This is a genomic window from Psychroserpens sp. AS72, from assembly GCF_038900375.1.
Classification (GTDB): Bacteria; Bacteroidota; Bacteroidia; order Flavobacteriales; family Flavobacteriaceae; genus Psychroserpens.
Genome location: NZ_JBBMRC010000002.1, coordinates 425,152 through 446,205, shown reverse-complemented (window position 1 = coordinate 446,205; position 21,054 = coordinate 425,152). Strand labels below are relative to the sequence as shown.

General features: G+C 32.0%; 17 protein-coding genes. 6 read left to right on the top strand and 11 right to left on the bottom strand.

Annotation, left to right across the window (positions count from 1 at the left end):
• Positions 1–39: 39 nt before the first annotated feature.
• Positions 40–1,227 (bottom strand): LETM1-related biofilm-associated protein, encoded by a 1,188-nt coding sequence (locus WNY78_RS05495; RefSeq protein WP_342872187.1) that lies wholly within the window; start codon positions 1,225–1,227, stop codon positions 40–42.
• Positions 1,228–1,354: 127 nt separating this feature from the next.
• On the bottom strand, positions 1,355–1,795 hold the full coding sequence (locus tag WNY78_RS05490) for a nucleoside deaminase (protein ID WP_342872186.1): 441 nt from the start codon (positions 1,793–1,795) through the stop codon (positions 1,355–1,357).
• Between the two features lie 206 nt (positions 1,796–2,001).
• On the opposite strand from WNY78_RS05490, the gene WNY78_RS05485 reads away from it, so the two are divergent.
• From WNY78_RS05485 to WNY78_RS05470, 4 genes are all read left to right on the top strand, one after another.
• Positions 2,002–2,664 (top strand): DUF4331 family protein, encoded by a 663-nt coding sequence (locus WNY78_RS05485; RefSeq protein WP_342872185.1) that lies wholly within the window; start codon positions 2,002–2,004, stop codon positions 2,662–2,664.
• A 58-nt stretch (positions 2,665–2,722) separates the two neighbouring features.
• Complete coding sequence (locus tag WNY78_RS05480; protein WP_342872184.1) at positions 2,723–3,271, top strand: DUF4331 family protein; 549 nt, start codon at positions 2,723–2,725, stop codon at positions 3,269–3,271.
• A gap of 94 nt (positions 3,272–3,365) precedes the next feature.
• Positions 3,366–4,664 (top strand): cell surface protein, encoded by a 1,299-nt coding sequence (locus tag WNY78_RS05475; RefSeq protein WP_342872183.1) that lies wholly within the window; start codon positions 3,366–3,368, stop codon positions 4,662–4,664.
• Positions 4,665–4,677: 13 nt separating this feature from the next.
• Entirely contained in the window at positions 4,678–6,912 is a 2,235-nt protein-coding gene (locus WNY78_RS05470; protein ID WP_342872182.1) for a TonB-dependent receptor plug domain-containing protein, read from the top strand.
• Positions 6,913–7,113: 201 nt separating this feature from the next.
• On the opposite strand, the gene WNY78_RS05465 is transcribed toward WNY78_RS05470, so the two are convergent.
• From WNY78_RS05465 to WNY78_RS05435, 7 genes are all read right to left on the bottom strand, one after another.
• On the bottom strand, positions 7,114–7,608 hold the full coding sequence (locus WNY78_RS05465) for a hypothetical protein (protein ID WP_342872181.1): 495 nt from the start codon (positions 7,606–7,608) through the stop codon (positions 7,114–7,116).
• A 6-nt stretch (positions 7,609–7,614) separates the two neighbouring features.
• Positions 7,615–8,115: a hypothetical protein gene (locus WNY78_RS05460; protein ID WP_342872180.1), complete on the bottom strand. Its 501-nt coding sequence runs from the start codon at positions 8,113–8,115 to the stop codon at positions 7,615–7,617.
• A 148-nt stretch (positions 8,116–8,263) separates the two neighbouring features.
• Complete coding sequence (locus WNY78_RS05455; RefSeq protein WP_342872179.1) at positions 8,264–9,739, bottom strand: S41 family peptidase; 1,476 nt, start codon at positions 9,737–9,739, stop codon at positions 8,264–8,266.
• A 109-nt stretch (positions 9,740–9,848) separates the two neighbouring features.
• On the bottom strand, positions 9,849–10,958 hold the full coding sequence (locus WNY78_RS05450; RefSeq protein WP_342872178.1) for a helix-turn-helix domain-containing protein: 1,110 nt from the start codon (positions 10,956–10,958) through the stop codon (positions 9,849–9,851).
• Positions 10,959–11,100: 142 nt separating this feature from the next.
• Positions 11,101–11,904, bottom strand: a complete 804-nt coding sequence (locus WNY78_RS05445) for an anti-sigma factor (protein ID WP_342872177.1) — start codon at positions 11,902–11,904, stop codon at positions 11,101–11,103.
• Between the two features lies 1 nt (position 11,905).
• Complete coding sequence (locus tag WNY78_RS05440) at positions 11,906–12,436, bottom strand: sigma-70 family RNA polymerase sigma factor (protein ID WP_342872176.1); 531 nt, start codon at positions 12,434–12,436, stop codon at positions 11,906–11,908.
• 77 nt (positions 12,437–12,513) lie between these two features.
• Positions 12,514–13,134, bottom strand: coding sequence for a superoxide dismutase family protein (locus tag WNY78_RS05435; protein ID WP_342872175.1), 621 nt, complete (start codon positions 13,132–13,134; stop codon positions 12,514–12,516).
• Between the two features lie 223 nt (positions 13,135–13,357).
• Between WNY78_RS05435 and hemN the strand changes: the two genes are divergently transcribed.
• Together hemN and WNY78_RS05425 are read left to right on the top strand one after the other, a co-directional pair.
• Positions 13,358–14,722 (top strand): oxygen-independent coproporphyrinogen III oxidase, encoded by a 1,365-nt coding sequence (gene hemN / locus WNY78_RS05430; RefSeq protein WP_342872174.1) that lies wholly within the window; start codon positions 13,358–13,360, stop codon positions 14,720–14,722.
• Between the two features lie 37 nt (positions 14,723–14,759).
• The gene (locus WNY78_RS05425) at positions 14,760–15,581 is read left to right on the top strand and encodes a universal stress protein (protein WP_342872173.1); all 822 of its coding nucleotides are present in this window, start codon (positions 14,760–14,762) and stop codon (positions 15,579–15,581) included.
• 92 nt (positions 15,582–15,673) lie between these two features.
• Here WNY78_RS05425 and WNY78_RS05420 read toward each other — a convergent pair whose 3' ends face one another.
• A complete protein-coding gene (locus WNY78_RS05420; protein WP_342872172.1) occupies positions 15,674–17,626 on the bottom strand; it encodes a prolyl oligopeptidase family serine peptidase in 1,953 nt (650 codons plus the stop codon).
• A 20-nt stretch (positions 17,627–17,646) separates the two neighbouring features.
• Positions 17,647–20,934, bottom strand: a complete 3,288-nt coding sequence (locus WNY78_RS05415) for a hypothetical protein (protein WP_342872171.1) — start codon at positions 20,932–20,934, stop codon at positions 17,647–17,649.
• Between the last annotated feature and the right edge of the window lie 120 nt (positions 20,935–21,054).

Sequence of the window (21,054 nt, the reverse complement as noted above, 5' to 3'; positions counted from 1 at the left end):
AAATTCTAATTTAATTTTGTTACAACGATACTATAAATACTACTCATCAATACGATTATCATCAAAAGCAGATGGTAATAAATTTGGAATCAATTTAGCAAATAAAGGTAATAAAATTGCACCTCCAGGAAGCATGAAAATAGCTAAACTAGGTATGGCTTTTAAAGTATCTAGTAATTGAGCTTGCAGTTGTTTTTGCTCCTCTTTGCTAAGATCAGAATGCGTTGATTTAGTAATTAGTAGCATCAAATCTTTACTTTGCTGCATTTCTTTTACCAAACGTTTACTGTTACGTCTAATCAATTTATTAACGAGTTGAGAAGAATTTTCATAAAAATTAGATAAAGGATTACTTTGCTGAAATAGTAAAACCTCTTTTTTATGGTCTATATGAAATTGAGATATAGATAAAATAGAATCTTGTATTTCTGAGACATTCATTTCTAAACGCTTAGTGAGTTGTTTTAAAAACTGGTACTCAGAGCGTTCTAATATTTCATCATCCCAAACCGAAAGACACATTAAGTCTAAAAGATATTTTTTCTCATGTAAATTGATATCATAATCAATATCATAAATAAGATCTTCTGTATCTATGTCATCATCGTCCATATATGAAGCAGAAGATTCTATGATGTTAATAATCTCCTTATCGTAATCTGTAATTTTACTTTTAGAATTTAAAGACTTATATAATGTACCTACGATAATACTTTCTAAATGAGCTGCATAAGATTTTGGATCTGTTTTATCTGTCAAATAGGCATCAAACGCCAATACATCTACATAAAGTAAAGAGTTTGTAATTGATTTATTAAAATTTCTGGTTAATAAATTATCGTCTATTTGTATTCTGTCATGAATTAAACGCTCAAGCAAAGACGTGTCACTTTTACCAATAACTAATTTATCCCAAATTGATAAATCTGAAACTTCTAAAGCTTTATAGTATTCTAATAAATCTTTAATAAAGGCTTTTGTAGTAAATTTTTCATTTTTAAAATGATAAATATGAAATAAGCCAGTAATGAGGTTTACTTTAGCTAATTCATCTTCCGAATATCGGTGAATTTTATCAATTTTATCTGTAACAGCAACATTGACACCATAGATAAACCCAAAATCTTTTAAGCTGTCATACAGAGACGTGTAGCTTTCAAAAGGAATTCCGTTTTTGGATATTTGAGAACAGAATTTTTCAATCCAACCACTAGTAGATGGGTTCATGTGTTTAAATTTAAAGACGTTGCAAAGTTAATTTTTTATTTGTTCACTTATTACGCTTTTTTAATTATGTACGTAATTTATAAAATAGGTGTTATAAAAAGTGAGCAAAGTGATTTAAAATATTGACTTACACACCAATATCTTCATTCCATAATTCTGGTTTGTTGTTGATGAAGTTGGTCATCATCTCGATACACTCTTTATCATTTACAACGATAACTTCAACTCCTTTAGACTTTAATAGGTCTTCCTCTCCCATAAATGTTTGATGTTCTCCAATTACTACTTTAGGAATACCATATAATAGAATTGTTCCTGTACACATTGGGCAAGGAGAAAGCGTTGTATACAAAACACTTTCTTTATAAACAGAAGCTTTTTGTCTTCCAGCGTTTTCTAAAGCATCCATTTCACCATGTAAAATAACACTGCCTTCTTGCACGCGTCTATTATGACCTTTGCCTAAAATTTTATTTTTGTGTACAATTACAGATCCTATTGGGATTCCTCCTTCTTGTAGTCCTTTTTTGGCTTCGTTGATTGCCTCTTCTAAAAATGTATCTCTCATCGCTAATGAATTAGTTATGTAAAGTTAATTCTTTATCTGTGAACTTTTCTCATCCAATTTCATTTTAAGTTAAAAACAAAAGTCAAGATGAGTTCTTTATAAATGGGCTTTTTAAAGGTTTTTAAAAAAATATAAAACCGCATCTGTGTTTTTTGCGTAAGTGTTACCAGAGACTAATAATTAAACAACAAAAATCTCAAAGTATTATGAAAAAATCGAAAATTTTAATTGGAGCTGCAGTATTAACAATTGCTGGCTTTTTCGCAATCGCAGCAGATCATATTGATGCTCCTGCAGTTGCTGGTGATACAAGTGATATCACAGACATTTATGCATTTCAAAGTCAAGAAGACAATAACAACATTGTGTTTGTTGCAAACGTACAAGGATTGATAAGTCCTGCAGATACGGATGCAGCAGCTTTTGATGAAAATGTATTAGTTGAGTTTAATATTGATAATGATGGAGATGCAGTTGCAGATTTAGTTATACAAGCAACTCCAAGAGATGGTAAAATGTATTTCTTTGGACCAATTGAACCTTCGCAATCTGGATTAAACAGTACAATCTTATCAAGTATAGCTACTATGAATACTGTTGATATTTCTGCTTATGGTGCTAGTACAATTGTTGAATCTAACAATGGTATGAAATTTTTTGCTGGACCAAGAGATGATCCTTTCTTTATGGACTTTTTCCGTTATGGAGATATTTTAACACCAGATAATGGAATTAATTCATTCAACAATCCAGGGACAGATAGTTTTGCTGGAACAAACGTAATGTCTATAGTCGTAGAATTACCAAAAGCTATGGTTGGATCTGGAGATTCAGTTAATATCTGGGTAGAATCTAAAAGAAAACAATAAAGTGATTCTTCACATTTCCGAAGAACAACAAATTTTTAAAAATTAAAACATAAAGAACATGAAATTCAATAATATAAAATTAGTAGCAATTGCATTGCTAGTATCGTTTTCTGCATATAACTGTAGTAGTGATGATGATACACCAACTGGACCAACAGGACCAAACTTTACTGGAACCTATGCTCAAGAAGATCAAATGGGACGACCAGCTATTAATACGGTATTTGTAGAGATGGCAGATAAAAATGCGTTTAACACAACAATACCTTCTAATCAAAATGCAGCGTTTCAATCTAAATTTGAAGCTAGATTATTAGCATTAAATCCTGGTTATACAACGAACGCATTAACTTGGGATGCACCTACATTTACTGGTGCATTAGCTACAGTTGTGTTAACTGTTTCACTTACTGGAACTACAACATTTTTTGATGGTACAAATGTTTTAACAGGACGTGCTCTTGCAGATGATGTTATTTCAACTGAATTATTATTAATATTTGGTGGGCCAATGGGAACTGATAATCCAGGATTATCAGATGATAATGTAGATGGAAATGATAAAGCATTTTTATCGGTTTTTCCTTACTTAGCAACACCTCATTAATATAATTTTTAATTCTGAAATGGGCTTCAAACAAGCCTGTTTCAGAATTATTTAATACTTAAAACTCTAAACAACTACTCAAAACCACATTAATATGAACTCTAAATACACTTTTTTAATTACAGTATTAGCTGCAGTTCTATTTACAAACTGCTCTAAAAATAACACTCAAAAATTCACAGATACTAGGGACTATGATACGTATTTGGCAATGACAGAAAATGAAACTCTGGATCGTGCCAAACAAAACGAAGTCTTTTGGTCTGAAAAATTAGAAAAAACGCCAAATCAATATGGTTACCATAGCAAATTGGCATCTTCATACACAGCTTACTTTTCAACAACAGGAGACGTTGAATATCTTAAAAAAGCTGAAAGCCAATTATTAATTGTTAATGAAAGAACTCAATATGGAAACCCTTCATACTTAAAGAGTTTAGCTTACAATTACATTTCTCAGCATAAATTTAAAGAGGCTTTAGAGTTATTAGAAAAAGCAGAAGCTTTAAAAGAAAATCTAAGTGAAACTCAAAAAATGCTTTTTGATGTTCACCTAGAATTAGGAAATTACGAAAAAGCGCAAGTATATCTTAAAACATTTGAAAATTTTAGTGATTTTGATTACCTCATTCGTTTGTCAAAATGGAGTGATCATAAAGGGAATTTAGATGCTGCCATTAAGTACATGGAAAAAGCTATGGCAATTGCAGAGTCTTCAAATTTAAAAGGATTAAAACAATGGTCTTATACAAACATTGCAGATTTTTATGGTCATGCAGGTGATATTGAAAAATCATACACTCACTTTTTAAAAGCATTAGAACTTGATCCTAATGATGCGTATGCAAAAAAAGGAATTGCTTGGATTGTCTATTCTCATGAGAAAAATCCAAATGAAGCGCTTCGTATTTTAAATACAGTTACCGAGAATTATAAAGCTCCAGATTACTTTTTGCTTAAATCTGAAATTGCGGATTATAATGGAGATGTAGAAATGAGCAAGTCTCAATTAGAAATGTACCATAAAGCGATGCAAAATAAAGCTTATGGTGATATGTATAATAAATATAACGTGCTTTTATATACTGATGAAAATGTTCAATTAGATAACGCTATAGCAATTGCTAAAACCGAAGTTGAAAATAGACCGACACCACAATCATACGATTTATTGGCTTGGTCATATTTCAAAAATGGAAATTTAATAGACGCACTCAAAATCGTTGAACAGCATATTATCAATAAAACCTATGAGCCAGCAACTTTATATCATGTTGCCGAAATATACAAAGCTGCAGGTAGAACAGAAGATGTTAAGCCTCTTAAGGAAGAATTGATAGCAAGTCTTTATGAGTTAGGACCAACTATGGAAGATAAAATTAATCAACTGTAAAAGCCCATACCTCATGAATTTTAATAAAATAAGTATACTACTTTTATTAGTAGCATTGTCGAGTAGTGCCTATGCTCAAAAAGTGAAAGGTCAAATCAAAAATGAAATTGATCAACCTTTGGAGGCAGCTTACATTTATAATATAAACTCTCAAAGTCACTCTCACTCATCAGAAAACGGAATGTTCATACTGGAGAATAGTAAAACAGGAGACTCACTAAAAATAGGTTTATTGGGTTATAAAAATAAAATTTTGGTATTGCAACCAGAAAGTTTTGAAACCAACTTAACTATCATTTTAGAAGAAAAAACGTTTCAATTAGAAGAAATGACTATTACTGAAGAACTTAACGCATTAAGCACGATTACGCGATTGGATTTAAATACCAGTCCTGTAAATTCGTCACAAGAAGTACTGCGTAAAGTGCCAGGATTAATCATTGGTCAACATGCTGGTGGAGGAAAAGCAGAGCAATTATTTTTGAGAGGGTTTGATATAGATCATGGTACAGATGTTTCGATTTCTGTGGATGGAATGCCAGTAAATATGGTCTCCCACGCTCATGGTCAAGGCTATAGTGATTTACATTTTTTAATACCAGAAACGGTATATAAAATTGACTTCGGAAAAGGGCCTTATTACGCTCAAGAGGGCGATTTTAATACAGCTGGATATGTGGATTTCTCTACTAGAGATTATTTGAAAGACAGTGAGATTTCAATGTCTGTAGGAGATTTTAATTCCCTTAGAACTCTAGGAATGTTTAATCTTTTAGAAAACACAAAAAACCAAAATGCCTACATCGCTACAGAATATATAGCAACTGATGGACCTTTTGAATCACCACAAAATTTTAACCGTCTTAATATCTTCGGAAAATATGTGATGTTCTCTCCAGAGAATGATAAGTTAATATTAAGCGCATCACATTTTACGAGTCGTTGGGATGCTTCTGGTCAAATACCACAAAGAGAAGTAGATAATGGCAACATTACTCGTTTTGGTGCTATTGACGATACAGAAGGAGGAGAGACTGAGCGTACCAATTTTAACGTAGAATTTAGTAAGCACATTTCGGATAAAACAACATTAAAATCTAATGCGTATTATTCACATTATGCATTTGAATTGTATTCTAATTTTACGTTCTTTTTAGAAGATCCAATTAATGGAGATCAAATTAAACAAAAAGAAGATCGTCAAATTTTTGGAGCTAATACAAGCGTCTCACACACAACTTTTTTAGGAACTACCGAGTTGGTGTTAACTACGGGTTTAGGATTTCGTCATGACATTGTTAATGATGTTGAGTTGTCAAGAACATTAAACAGAAAAACAACTTTAGAAAATATTCAACTAGGAGATATTAATCAAACCAACATTGACGCCTTTTTAAATGCAGAATTTGAGTTTGGTAACTTTAAAATTGCTCCAGCTTTGCGTTTGGATTATTTCAAGTTTTTATACAATGATAAACTGCAAACAGAATATACTTTACAATCAGAAACAAAGACAATAGTTAGTCCTAAGTTAAATTTCTTTTACAATGCTAAAGATAATTTACAGCTGTTTTTAAAATCTGGAATAGGGTTTCACTCAAACGATACAAGAGTCGTTGTCAATAATTTAGGTAAAGATATTTTGCCTAGAGCTTACGGATTAGATTTAGGGCAAATTTGGAAACCAACTAAAAATTTGGTTGTAAACACAGCATTATGGTATTTATTCTTAGAGCAAGAGTTTGTGTACGTTGGTGATGCAGGAATTGTTGAACCAAGCGGAAAAACAGAACGCTTTGGAGTAGATTTAGGATTACGCTATCAATTTAATGATTGGTTGTATTTGGATACAGATGCAACATATACAAAAGCAAGAAGTCTAGAAGCTGTTGATGGTGAAGATTTTATACCATTAGCACCCGATTTTACAATGGCTGGAGGTTTATCAGTAAATGATCTTAATGGTTTTTCTGGCGGAATTAAATACAGATACATTGATGATAGACCAGCAAATGAAGATAATAGTTTAGTTGCTGACGGTTATTTTATTACAGATTTTAATGCTAATTACACCTTTAATAATATCACTTTAGGTTTAATTATAGAAAATATGTTTGATGTAGAATGGAATGAAACACAGTTTGCTATAGAATCTCGTTTACAAAATGAGGCGCAATCTGTTGAAGAAATTCATTTTACACCAGGAACACCCTTTTTTATAAAAGGTAGTGTAAGCTATAAATTTTAATTCGTTTATTGGATAACCTTTGAGGGGATCAACTGATAAATACTAACATTTAAAATTGATTGATTTTTGTAAGTTACCATGTGGAGACATGGTATTTTAGAGTTTTTTTGTTAGTTGAAAGCATCTACTTCCAGTTTGTGAGTAGGTGCTTTCTTTTGCTCAAAAATATTTTTTAACTGTATAATATAACAATATGAACTTTTAATTTTCTATTGTAATAGACTCTACTTCAGCTTTTAATTTTTTCACATTGTTTAATGCTAGTTCGCTCATATTATCAGGATGTATTTTGCCTAATTTAAGCTTTTTCAACACGACAAAGTCATCAAAATCATACATGGTTATACCTTCGTTTTTTAACATAAGGAAATTTTCAATTTGTCTATTTGAAAATCCAGGAGATTTAGGATCACTATCTAAAAAAATAACAATTCCATCAGTTATTTGAGGATTATGCTCTTTAATTGAATTAAAATAGTCAGCATAGACTTTATTGATAGTATGTTTTTCTTTGATTTTTTCAATAGTATTGGAGTAAATAAGTATAGATTCATTGTCTCTGTTTTCTTTAGCTTCTGCCATTAGTTCCGAAATTACAAAGCAGGTTGTGTCGATGTCAGATTGCAAAATATCTTGAGCATATCCTTGAATAAAATTTATTGTCATCAAGGTGAACATTATAATATAGTGTTTCATTTTAATTTAGTTTATTCGTCCAGGTGGTTTTTCTGGACCATTAATTTTCAATTCAGATGTGTTTGAATCTTTAAAATTTGGGAAATCGTCTTTACTTTTTATAGTGCTAATTATAAGAAAAGCACCTAAAACCATTGCCACTATTCCTGGAGAAGCAGTAACGAGACTAGCTGTAATTCCTGCACCTTCTAAATTTAAAGTGGTTTGTTTTTTAATAGAGTAAAAAGCCACACCAATACCTAAAAACATAACTGCAAAACCAGAAAATAGTCCTACAGAGCGTTTAATCATACTAAGATGCATTTGATAAGCATATACTTTATACTCTAAATTTAAATCTGCATCATGAAGAAAAACTTCTGCTTTAAACCAATTAATATTACTAATCAAAAAATATCCTATCGCAATTAAAACAACACTACTAGCTATAGTTAAATACCAAGGTACCCTTTTTTCCCAATTTGTTTGTACTTCAATTATTTGTGATTCTACTAAATCTTCATCCATTACTTTTGTTTATAATATTCTATGAGTGTATAAAACTATATTATAAACGAATTCAATGTATAGGTGTTTTTACGTGTTTTGATCTTAGTAAATGGTTTATATATCACCTATTCATAATCATTATCTTAAAGTAATAAGTCAGTTAGAACTATTTAAATAACCATTTTAATGCTGCTTCAAGCGTTTTGTCTACATCTTTATTATCTTCAATAACGGTCACATCCGGTTGTAAGTTTTTAGGATAAATTACATTATTTCTATCTGCTACATAACCTGAAGCTAAATACACACGGTCACCATTTGGTAGTTCGAAATCTTGATTTGTTGTTGTGTAGCCTCCACTTGTTTGACCAAAAAGTGTCGTGTTATCTTTTCCTATAAATGCAACAGCAGTCATTTCTCCACTACTTCCTGTTCTAGAACCAATGAGTACTGCTATTCTAGGATTAGTTTCTTTTATAACATATGGGTTTTCAACTTGAGTTGTTATATTGTGACCTACGCCAAAACTACCGTCTTTATAAAACCATGCTTCACTAATCTTGTCTTTGCCAGATATAAAATAACCTGAAGTGCCTTCACCAGTTAAAGGACCTAATCCAGCTAACATGGGATGCATGTTTCCTCCAGGATTATCCCGTAAATCAACAACCCAACCTTTTATGGTGTGTTCTGTATCTAGTTTTTTTATTAAACCTTGAATCTTGGTCGCAAACTCAACTTTTATACTATCGTTTCTACTGCTAAAATCTGGGACATTTACATAGCCTATGTTATTATTTAATAATTTAGAATATGGTACAGAAGTACTCGTTTGTGAATTTTGTGATTTCACAAAAGATGCTTTAGGAGAAATAAACGAATGATTATCTCCAGCTTCTTTTAACCTATTTATGATGTAATTTTTTGGAGATCCAACAGCATCAATTGAGTCAATACCTTTAGATAAATATTTTAGGTCTTTATCTATTTGTTTCCAGTTGAGAGAATCTCGATATAATGAGTGCGTATTTACAATTTTTTTAAAGGCCTTTAAATATGTTTTTACTTCTTTTGGAGGATTTGTATCTGACAGTTTAATGTCTTCTACTTTAAAATTATCAAACCAGACTTTGCCTTTTCCATTCGCATAACCACCAATAATAAATTGGGTGCATTTTTCATTAATTATTAGTAACAAGGTGTATTTTGACCATTCGGTTTTACCGCTAACTTGTTGATTTTGCATACCACTGTTAGTAAAACCAATTTGAATATCGTTTTTGCCACGAGCTTGCCACCATATACCTGCAGTTCCATCTAAATCTGATTTCATATAATATGTGAGTAGAACACGTTGTAGTTTTTTACCTTGAAAATTTACAACTTGTGAGAAGTAATTGTTTTTTTGGGATGTGTTGTTAGTTAAGTCTACGATGAAGGATTTTGAACCTGATGATTTAGTACTTGAAGTGAGTGAGAATTGTGCTTCATCAGTAGTAACAAATTTCCAATCTTTAGGATACTCATGTATACTATCATTAGACAATTCAAAATCATTATTTAGTATTTGAGCTTGTATTCTTACTAACACAAAAAGTGTGAAAAAGCAAAATAGTACTATGGATTGTGAGTTCGTTTTCATCTGTTTGTTTTTTGAATTGATAGTACAAATATCTAATTCTGAAAAAGAAAAACACAGCATTTACAGGCTGTTACGTCCAGAAAGAAGAATCTTGGACATTTTTTTAAAATTATGTATGTTGCTTTTTATATGCTGAAGGTGTCATGCCTACTACTTTTTTAAAGCTACTATTAAAAGATGATTTTGAACTAAATCCTGCATCTTCAGCAAGTGTAACTAATGTGAATTTATTAGCTTCTGGACTTGCTAATAATTGTTTTACTTTTTCTATTCTATGGAAATTTAAAAATTCTGAAAAATTCTGTTGATGTACTTCATTGATATATTTAGATAACTCTTTTGGAGAACTATCAATTTCCGAAGCAAAAAGCGCTAACGTAATATTAGGATTTGTATATAGCTCTTTGTCTAAAGCACCATTTATTTTTTTGCACATTAAACTTTGGTTGGCAATAACATGATTAGATTCTATTGAGTGAAAAGCATTAAAAAACAATTTTGGTTTTGTAAAACCCATATAACCTATCCAATAAATTAAAGCGGTATTGAGTATAAATGTTGGATAAGAAAACACGAAACTCTCTTTCCAATTATGGAGTAGGAGATCTGTAGAATATAGTAATACATCAATAATCATAATCGCTAAGAAGACTATAGTAAGTCGTTTTAACCATTGTATTACAGGTTTTGATTTTTGAATGTTAGCAAGTTTTTCTTCATTGGTTCTTATGATTTTGAGTGAAGCAATAAGTAAGAATATGGTAAAGAATTGATAGAAAAATTCATGGATTCTAAAAAAATCTGAATCTACTACCACTTTAGTAATTCTATAGCTATTCTCATTAATTGCAATACCAAACCAATAGGTTCTAAGTAATGCATAAACTATAGCTGGAACAAAGAGATACCATTCTTTTTTATGAAAAACATGACCATCTTTAGAAGGGAATTGGTTTTTTATATAAAAATAAAATCCTGCACCTATTAGCCATTTATATGGATAAGGAAACATATGTAATGGTCTGTAATATTGAAAGACCTGCATATCTAATAAGGCATAAATAAGATTGTAAAATGCTAAAGAAAATAAGAATAGGAGAAAAAACCGTACTGCTAACTTGTTGGTAATTCTTTTTTTATAGAGAAATACACATAGGATTAATCCTTGAATAGCACCAAAAAGGGTAATGATATTAAGGAGGTTGTAATTTAAATTCATTGATTTTAAACAGTAGTTAAAGATACTATTTTCTTTAAACGATATTGATATGGGTTTATTTTAGTCTTTTGAATTCTGATTAAGTCAATAAAAAAGCGCCAAACTTGAGTCTGACGCTTTTCAGTATAACTAATGATTTTAATTAAGGTTGTGATACAATACCTAATGTATGTAGTTGATCCATAGTTGGTGATTCACTACCACCTGTAGGCTCTAATGTGATACCAAAGGCTTGACTTTCGTTAGCATTGGCTATATTGAAAATCTTATTGTCATCACTGTTAAAATTATTGATAGTTCCTAAACTAGTAGGCGTTAAGGGGTTTAATGTTAATGACCAAACTTGCCAAACTTTACCTTCTGGAGCATCTGGTAAACCTTGTGCATCTAAGTAAATACTGTTGTCAGATTTATTCCAATATACTTTAGCATAACTATTAACAAAATCGCCTTGTCCTCCTAAAGGTACAGAAATAATATTTCTATCTCTAAGCACATTTAATAGGTTGTCTTTGACTGCTAAATCTGTTTTAGCTTCTTCAATTTGAACTTCTAAATAGGCTTTTTCTGTTTCAGCATTAGATACTTTAACTTCTAATTGCTGGTTTTGATTCATAGTCCACAATAATCCTGCACCTACAATAAGTGCTGCAGCCCATCCTGTATATGTAAACCAATTATATTTAGCTTTTTCTATAGAGACTACTTTTACATCTTGTCCTCCTAATTGCAATTTGTCTTTTATAAGTTGTAACAAATGTTTGTTGTCACCTGGAGACATTGCTGAGGATAGTTTTATAATAGCAGATTCTATTTCTAATACTTCTTGTAAAACTTCAGGATGCTTGAGCATAAGCTCTTGAACCTCTTTGTTTTCTTGGTCTGTTAATTGACCAGCAACAAAAAGCTCGAGAACTCCAGAGTCTATATATGCTTTAATATCCATCTTATTCTAATACCATTGCTCTCAAATCTTTGATGCAATTTCTGTTTCTCGTTTTTATTGTTCCTAACGGAATATCTAATTCCTCTGAAGTTTCTTTTTGAGTAAACCCTTTAAAGTATAAGAATTCAATTATCTTTTTACATTTTTCACCAAGTGCCTTAACATATTTGCCAATTCCTATGGCATCCATCTTATCATTAAGATTCTCACTGGTTTCTAAAATATCTACGAAGAATTCAGCATTAAGGTTTTTTTCAGAATTTTTATAGGCTTTAGATCTTGTTTTATCAATAGCTGCATTACGAGCAATATTGAGAATCCAGGTGAAAAAGCGACCTTTACTAGAGTTATAAGTATCTGCTTTATGCCAAGCTTTAATAAAAACATCTTGCATAACTTCTTCAGCTATCTCATGGTCTCTTACAATATTATAAATGACACCATGCATGCTATCACTATACATATTGTATAGTTTTTCAAAAGCTTTTTCATCTTTCTTCTGAAAATTGACTACTAATAAATCTAATTCCATTGGTTTTTTTTGGGATGGATAATCCAGTAAATTAGGTTATTGTAGTCCTAATTGATGGTGTTGTTGAATAAAGAACTCTATTGAATAATGCCACCACAACTTACACGACTACCAGCATTTCCAGACGGTTGAGATTTAAAATCATCAACACCTTGATGTACAATGATTGCTTTACCTAAAATATCTTTAGTTTCATCTCCGCAACCAATACACCATTCATCTGTAATTTTAGAAATTGTAGCTTGACCTTTTGCATTGGCACTAAAATTACCAATGTCTCCTTTGTGATATCCAGCAGCATCTCCCCATTTTCCGTGTGGTTGAGCAGTTGGGTTCCAATGACCACCAGAAGATTTACCATCATCAGATGAGCAATCAGCCTTTTCATGAATATGGATAGCGTGTTCGCCTTCTGTCAATCCGTTTAAAACAGCAACCATACTAACAACACCTTTTTCTTGTTTAAAAACGACGTTACCTTTAACACCACTATTACTTTTAGGTTCCAATACCATTGTTACTTTTTTCGTTTCATTAAAGTAAGCAGGTCTTTCTGTTGTAGTCGTATTTTTTGGTGTTGTTTCTTCTGTTTCGGTTACTGTAGTGTCAACCTCATTTGGGACTTCTTTCTTGTCAGATTTACAAGATGTACTCAAGCCTAATGCTAATATTGAAATGTATAAAATAGATTTTTTCATTGTATAAATTTTAAAAGTTAAAGATGTTGAAAGATAATCATTATTTGAATCGTAAGAAAATTAATCAATTATATATTTAGATACCAAGTATATCACAATTAGTTTACTATATAACGTTTGTATTTAAGTATAAAATAACAGAAGTTAAACTTGTTTTAAGATATGATATAAGTCATATTTTATACAAACTAATACTCGTAATTTTGATTAAAATTGTTAAGGTATGTGCAATTCTCTAATTAATAAGTATAATGTGGCAGGTCCACGTTATACAAGTTACCCAACTGTTCCATATTGGGATGATACTTCATTTTCACTTAAAAAATGGAAAGAATCATTATTACTTTCTTTTGATGAAAGCAATACAGTTGAAGGGATAAGTCTTTACATTCATTTACCTTTTTGCGAGAGTTTATGTACATTTTGTGGTTGCAATAAACGTATCACCAAACGACATGAAGTTGAAGAACCATATATAAATGCAGTATTAAAAGAGTGGAGTTTATATTGTGAAATTCTACCTGGACGACCAAAAATTAAAGAACTGCATATAGGTGGAGGTACGCCTACATTTTTTTCTTCGGAAAATTTAGAGCGACTCATCAAAGGCATTTTAAGAAAAGCTAATCTTGCAGACGACTACGAGTTTAGTTTTGAAGGGCATCCTAATAATACCACTCGTGAGCATTTGCAAACCCTTTATAATTTAGGGTTTTCTCGCGTCAGTTTTGGAGTTCAAGATTATAATGAAACAGTACAAAAAGCGATACATCGTATTCAACCTTTTGAAAACGTAAAACGAGCGACTTTAGCTGCTAGAGAAATTGGTTACACCTCAATTGGTCACGATATTATTTTTGGATTACCATTTCAAACAGAAGCTCAAGTTGCTAAAACCATAGAACTCACCAAAGAATTAATGCCAGATCGCATTGCTTTTTATAGTTATGCTCATGTACCATGGCTTAAAGGAAATGGACAACGAGGTTATGATGAAAGCAATTTACCTTCTGGAGATTCAAAACGAGCACAATATGAATTAGGAAAAGAGTTACTAAGTCAAGCTGGTTATAACGAAGTAGGAATGGATCATTTTGCTCTAAAAACAGATTCATTACACGAGGCTATGTTAGTTAATAAGTTACATCGTAATTTTATGGGTTACACAGATTCAAAAACACAAGCAATGATTGGTTTGGGTGTCTCATCAATAAGTGATAGTTGGTATGGGTTTTCTCAAAATGTTAAAGGCATTGAAGAGTATTATCATTTAATAGAACAAAATATTATTCCAGTTTATAGAGGACATATTTTAAGTACAGAAGACCTCATAGTAAGACAGCATATTTTAAATTTAATGTGTCATTTTGAAACCAATTGGTCTGATCCTGCACTTTATGTAGATGAACTAAAAGACATCGTTATTAAACTAAAAGAAATGGAAATTGACGGATTAGTAAACTTCGAAAACGAAGGCATAAAGATTACACAAAAAGGACAGCCTTTTGTAAGGAATGTCTGTATGGCTTTTGATGTTTTGCTTCAAAGAAAACAACCTGAAACAAGATTATTTTCAATGACTGTTTAAAGCATGATAATAAAACTAAACACTAAATATAAATATTATGAATAAAATAATTGTACCAATAGATTTTTCTAAATACTCTGAGTTTGCTCTAGAAACAGCAGCAATCCTAGCAAAAAGAAATAATGCAGAACTCCTAGTTCTTCACATGTTAGAACTTGATAAAGGAAGTTTAATTAGTTCTAGTGACGATCAAAACCAACAAATGGTGTTTTTTCTAAAAATGGCTGAACAAAAGTTTGATGAGTATTTAGATAAAGACTATCTCAAAGATATAAGTGTTACACCAATAGTTAAGCATTTTAAAGTGTTTAGTGAAGTAGCAGAAGTAGCTAAAGAACACGATGCGGATATGATTGTTATGGGATCACATGGAGCAAGTGGTTTATCAGAAATATTTGTAGGTTCTAATACAGAAAAAGTGGTAAGATACTCAGAGATTCCTGTATTAGTTGTTAAACAAAAACCAGCTAATTTAAACTTTAATACTGTGGCATTTGCATCAGATTTTTCTAAAGAAATGATAGAACCATACCTTAAAGCTCGTAACCTATTTAGCAATATAAAATTAATTCATGTTAATGTTCCTGGAGAAGGTTTTAGAAGTTCTGCTGAAATGGAAAGCATAGTAGCCGATTTTCTTAAAACTGCAGATGGTAATTTAGACAGATTAAATGATGTGCATTACACATCAGATTATACAGTTGAAAAAGGAATTTTAAATGCTTCTAATTTAGTTGGAGCAGATTTAATTGCAGTTCCAACACATGGTAGAAAAGGTTTAGCGCATTTCTTCTCAGGAAGCGTGTCTGAAGATGTTGCCAATCATGCAACATTACCAGTGATAACATTTAAAATATAGTTTTAGTTAGTTTTTTAGGGATTTACTAAAACCAAAAAAGCTTGAGCAATTTGCTCAAGCTTTTTAATTTATAATAATTAGATGTCAAAACATTAATTAGTATCTTCAATTTCAATCTCAGTACTTTCTGTGTCTCCATCAATAGGTGCGCCTTCTTTTTTAAGGTGTTTATCTAGAAATTTCAAAATTCTACTATACGATTCTATTTGGTTTTCTTTTTTTACAAAACCATGACCTTCATCTTCAAATAAAACGTATTCTACAGGAACACCATTTTTTCTAACACCAGCTACAATCTCATCACTTTCCACTTGTAATACTCTTGGATCTTGCGCACCTTGTAAAACAATTAAAGGTTTGGTTACTTTATCTGTATGAAATAAAGGAGAAATTCGTTTTAATCTAACGGAATCTGCCGAAAACGGATCTCCTAATTCTAAATACAACGATTCTCTAAACGATTCCCAATAAGGAGGAATACTCTTTAACGTACGCATCCAATTTGTAACACCAAACAAATTGACACCTACATCAAATTCTTCTGGTGTATAAGTCAATGCAGCCATTGTCATATATCCACCATATGAACCTCCAATGATTCCTATTTTGTCACCATCAATTTCAGATTGCGACGCTAACCAATTTTTTCCTTCTACACAATCTTGCAAATCTTTCTCTCCATGGTTGAGGTCATCCATTTGGTAAAATGTCTTTCCGTAGCCACTACTACCACGATTATTTACTGCCAAAACAGCATAACCATGATTAACCATATATTGCATAAGAGAACTGAAACCTTGACGTGTTTGACCTCCAGGACCACCATGTACCCATACCATTGCTGGAACTTGGTTCTCACTGGAAGCTTGCTGAGGTAAATAATATATTGCAGGAATCATGGTGCCATCAAAAGACTTAAATCGGATTACTTTAGCAGTTACTAAATCATCAGCATTAATCTCTTCATTTAACACATTTGTAAGTTTGTGTTGTTCTTTGGTTTCAAAATTATAAGTGTATAAATCTGAAGGTGAATTAGAACCACCAACATACATACGCATCCATTTTTCGTCATCGCTAAAACTTACACTAGTGATGCTTTTATCACCAAAATCTGGCAAATCTATTGGTTTCATGGTTTTAGTATCTAAAACATCAATGGCATTTTTACCATCGTCATTAACATAAACAACCATATATTTGCCATTAGATGTAAAACCAGCACCCGAAACATCCCATATTTTTTCGATTATCTTTTTCTTTTCTTTAGTTTCTAAGTCATAAGACATTAGATAAGAAAACTCAGCACCATCGTCTGTTGTATAATAAAAAGTAGAATTATCAACCGAAAAATCCTGAGCAGAATTTTTGCTTTGGTTCTCATTGACTTTCGTCATTTCTTTAGTCTTAACATTATAAAGTGATAAATCACTATCATTTGTGTTTAAAGACTTGGTAAGTGCAAAATAATTTTCATCATTAGACATTCCTGAAAACGTAAGTCCGCTTTCATCTTTATATATCATTTCCGAAGAAAAATCATCAATTGACATTTTGTAAACATCAAAATAACGAGGATCTCTTTTATTAGAACCAAAATATAGATGTTTATCATCTTCAGACCATCCATAGAAACTAGCTTTTGCACCTTTTGTTGGTGTGATATCTGTGATTTTCCCATCTAAGTCTCTAACAAAAATATGGTCAATTTCATCACCATTTCCATCTGCACTCAATAACATTCTGTTGTCATTAGGAAAATAAGATTCTGAAAAAATAGAAGTGCTGTCTGAAGTTGTTATTGCAGTCATTTCTCCTCCTTTTACAGGTATTGTGTAGGCATTGTAAATACCAGATCGATTACTGGATACGAGAAGAGTACTGTTGTCTGATGAAAAACTTCCGCCTCCAACGGCTTCATTGTCCATAAATTGTTCAATAGTGTACTGTTTAATTTCTCGTTTTACTAGTGCCTTATCTTTGGTGTCTTCTTTACAAGAAAACATCAAAACAGCTAAGCATAATCCTAAAATTTTTGTTTGCATAATGATTGGTTTTAGTGTTGTTAATCTAATTTAAAAGTCTTTATGTTTTTAAATGGATTCATCTGTAATGTTTCCATTTTTGTTTGATACGGTTTCCAATTGTCATTAAAGAAAGTGTTTACTTCAAGTAAAACAGTCTCTAAAGCATCTTTTGCATTAGTTATCAAAGTCGTTTCTGTTGCTGTAATCCCATTTTGTCTAGAGCTAACATATTGTCTCGCTTGACCTAATCGTTGCATCACAGTTACTTCTGGACTTCTTGTAATCCCTTGACGTTTATCTTCTTTTCCTAAAAATTTATCAACGATACTATCAATGTTTTTAATAATATTTTTTGAAGCTTTGATGTCGTCTTTATATTTTTTCTTGTCTAATTTACTTAAAAGTGATTGGTAATCTTTAGCAATCGTTTTACTTTCAATAAGTTGTTTTACAGCATCTGCAGCAGTTTGTTGCATGCGTTCTAATTGTTTAGAAGCTTCATACACTTGATTAATATTTGATATTGATACATTAATTCTTGGATCTGATTTTACACTTATCATTTCTTCGGAAGTTTGATCGCCAAAGCTCATTACCAATTTGTAATTTCCTGGTTTTACCGAAACGCCTCCACGTTCATTTGTTTGCTTTCTAATGCGTTTTGAAGGATAATCAACTCCAGCTTCATCCATAAACCAAGTCCATTTATAAATTCCTGTAGAGTCTGGAGCTTTTTGTTTTAAAGATCTTATTAAACGTTCACCATCATAGATTTTTAAATGAATAGAATCCCAGCTCACCTGAACTTGTTTCAGGTTCTCATCCATATTCTCTTTCTCTTCGGAAATATCTTCACTTACATCCATATCCTCTTTTAGGTCACTGAGCGAAGTCGAAGCGTCATCATCCTTTTCGTCTTTAGTTGAACTTTCAGAAGCATCAATTTTCACAAAATAACTTAATCTAGCTCCATAACTTCTGTTTTCTCCATGATACATAGCATCTGCTCCAAAACGACTACCAGTTGGTTGTTGATAAGCAGCTTGATATGCAGTAGGAGGTTCAAACAATTCTAGCTTTTGATTTATAATTTGTTTGTTTTTTGCTAACTCACGTAACGGACGAATATCATCCATTACCCAAGCAGCACGACCAAACGTACCAATAACTAAATCATGTTCTCTTGGATGAATCACTAAATCTTTAACAGAAACTGTTGGGAAACCATTAGTCCATTTGGTCCATTTGTTTCCAGCATCAAAAGAAATATATAATCCATCGTCTGTTCCTAAGAATAAAAGATTTTTTTCTATTGGATCTTCAATAATAGACAACGCGTAACTTTCTACATCTTCAGCATCTACAATACGAGTCCACGTTTTTCCGTAGTTAGTAGTTCTATAAGCGTAAGGCGTGTAATTAAATCGTCTATAATCATTTGCTACAAGTAACGCTTCTCCTTTGTTTTTGTTGGACGCTTTTATTTGGGTTACCCAACTTCCAGCAGGTAAACCTTTGATGCCTTTTGTGACATCACTCCAAGAATCTCCTCCGTTTGTTGTGAAATGTATTTTACCATCATCTGTTCCAACCCAAAGCATATCTTTTTCAAGTGGTGAAGGTTCTATGACTAAAATTGTTGTGTGATTTTCAGCACCTGTTGCATCCATAGTAAGTCCACCACTTTCAGATTGTTTCTGTTTTTCAGGATCGTTGGTTGTTAAATCCGGAGAGATAACTGTCCAAGTATCTCCTTTATCTGTAGACTTATGCACAAACTGACTTCCGAAGTACAATGTATTATTATTAAAAGGATCAATATTTATTGCAGAGTTCCAATTAAAACGTAACTCGACATTTGGATCTGGATGTGTTGGTTTAACCGAATAATTATTTCCAGTCTGCCAATCATATCTACTCACATAACCTTGTTGACTCATAGACCAGCCGTAGCGAGAATCATCTTTGTCTGGCACAACATCAAAACCGTCACCAAAACTAATTTCTTGCCAATAACTATTGCGAATGCCTTGAACTCTCCAAGTGTAAGCTGGACCTCTCCAGGACCCATTATCTTGCATGCCACCATATACATTGTATGGGATTTCATTATCTACATTAATATGATAAAATTGAGCAACAGGTAAATTGCCAATAAATCGCCAAGATTTTCCACCATCTTTGGTGATGTTCATTCCACCATCATTTCCATCAATCATAAAGTTACCATTTGTTGGATGAATCCACCAGGCATGATGATCTGGATGCACTCCATTATCTACGCCATAAGCTGGCATGAGTTGTTTGAAGTATTTTCCTCCATCTTCGGAAACGTTAATATAAGTAAATACTGAGTACACCCGATTTTCATTTTGTGGATCTACATAAATTTCAGAATAGTAAAAAGGTCTATTTCCTATTCCACCAGAACCTCTTCCGCTAGATTTATCATTGACTTTGTACCATTTAAAACCACCATCTTCACTTTTGTAAAGTGCGTTTTTCTTAGCTTCAACTAAAGCATAAATAATATTTGGTTTGTTAGATGCTATGGCTACACCAATACGTCCTAGATTTCCTTTAGGTAAACCTTCTTTTTCAGTGATTTTTCTCCAAGTTTTACCACCATCATGAGTGATATGTAAACCAGAACCTTCACCACCAGAATTAAAAAACCAAGGATCACGTTTGTGTTCCCACATCGCAGCAATTAATTTGTTAGGATTTGTTGGATCCATAACGAGGTCTGCTACACCTGTTTTATTATTAGCGAATAGAATTTTGTTCCAAGTTTTACCACCATCTGTAGTTTTAAAAACACCACGCTCTGGATGTTCTCCCCAAGGAGAGCCAATTGCTCCAACATAAACTACATCTGGATTTGTTGGATCAATTATTACGCGATGAATATGTCTTGTGTTTTCTAAACCCATAGATGACCAGCTTTTTCCACCATCTAAAGATTTAAATATACCATAGCCACCATTTAAACTATTTCTAGGGTTTCCTTCTCCAGTTCCTACCCAAATTACACTAGGATTTGATTGTTGTATGGCAACTGCTCCAATAGAAGCTGTAACTTCATTATCAAAAATAGGAGACCATGTTATACCTCCAGATTTACTTTTCCAGAGACCACCAGAAGCCGTACCTACATACATGATATCTGTATTGTTATGTACAACATCAATAGCTGTGACACGTCCAGACATTCCGCCAGGACCAATATTTCTAGGTTTCATGTTTTTAAGTAAGTCAAGAGAAATGTCCTGTGCTGAGAGTATAATTGATGTTAAGAATAACATCAAGAAAAGTGATTTTTTCATTTGTTTTGGTTTGATTGTTTTAAAGATAAGCAAAAGTTTGAATCAACTAATACAGAGCTCAGCTTAAACACATATTTTAACAAAAAAACTTTAAAAAATTTAATTAGGATATTATTATCC

Excerpts from the sequence above, each read along its gene's own strand:
- WNY78_RS05495 (WP_342872187.1), bottom strand. The coding sequence starts at position 1,227 with ATGAACCCATCTACTAGTGGTTGGATTGAAAAATTCTGTTCTCAAATA.
- WNY78_RS05490 (WP_342872186.1), bottom strand. The coding sequence starts at position 1,795 with ATGAGAGATACATTTTTAGAAGAGGCAATCAACGAAGCCAAAAAAGGA.
- WNY78_RS05485 (WP_342872185.1), top strand. The coding sequence starts at position 2,002 with ATGAAAAAATCGAAAATTTTAATTGGAGCTGCAGTATTAACAATTGCT.
- WNY78_RS05480 (WP_342872184.1), top strand. The coding sequence starts at position 2,723 with ATGAAATTCAATAATATAAAATTAGTAGCAATTGCATTGCTAGTATCG.
- WNY78_RS05475 (WP_342872183.1), top strand. The coding sequence starts at position 3,366 with ATGAACTCTAAATACACTTTTTTAATTACAGTATTAGCTGCAGTTCTA.
- WNY78_RS05470 (WP_342872182.1), top strand. The coding sequence starts at position 4,678 with ATGAATTTTAATAAAATAAGTATACTACTTTTATTAGTAGCATTGTCG.
- WNY78_RS05465 (WP_342872181.1), bottom strand. The coding sequence starts at position 7,608 with ATGAAACACTATATTATAATGTTCACCTTGATGACAATAAATTTTATT.
- WNY78_RS05460 (WP_342872180.1), bottom strand. The coding sequence starts at position 8,115 with ATGGATGAAGATTTAGTAGAATCACAAATAATTGAAGTACAAACAAAT.
- WNY78_RS05455 (WP_342872179.1), bottom strand. The coding sequence starts at position 9,739 with ATGAAAACGAACTCACAATCCATAGTACTATTTTGCTTTTTCACACTT.
- WNY78_RS05450 (WP_342872178.1), bottom strand. The coding sequence starts at position 10,958 with ATGAATTTAAATTACAACCTCCTTAATATCATTACCCTTTTTGGTGCT.
- WNY78_RS05445 (WP_342872177.1), bottom strand. The coding sequence starts at position 11,904 with ATGGATATTAAAGCATATATAGACTCTGGAGTTCTCGAGCTTTTTGTT.
- WNY78_RS05440 (WP_342872176.1), bottom strand. The coding sequence starts at position 12,436 with ATGGAATTAGATTTATTAGTAGTCAATTTTCAGAAGAAAGATGAAAAA.
- WNY78_RS05435 (WP_342872175.1), bottom strand. The coding sequence starts at position 13,134 with ATGAAAAAATCTATTTTATACATTTCAATATTAGCATTAGGCTTGAGT.
- hemN (WP_342872174.1), top strand. The coding sequence starts at position 13,358 with ATGTGCAATTCTCTAATTAATAAGTATAATGTGGCAGGTCCACGTTAT.
- WNY78_RS05425 (WP_342872173.1), top strand. The coding sequence starts at position 14,760 with ATGAATAAAATAATTGTACCAATAGATTTTTCTAAATACTCTGAGTTT.
- WNY78_RS05420 (WP_342872172.1), bottom strand. The coding sequence starts at position 17,626 with ATGCAAACAAAAATTTTAGGATTATGCTTAGCTGTTTTGATGTTTTCT.
- WNY78_RS05415 (WP_342872171.1), bottom strand. The coding sequence starts at position 20,934 with ATGAAAAAATCACTTTTCTTGATGTTATTCTTAACATCAATTATACTC.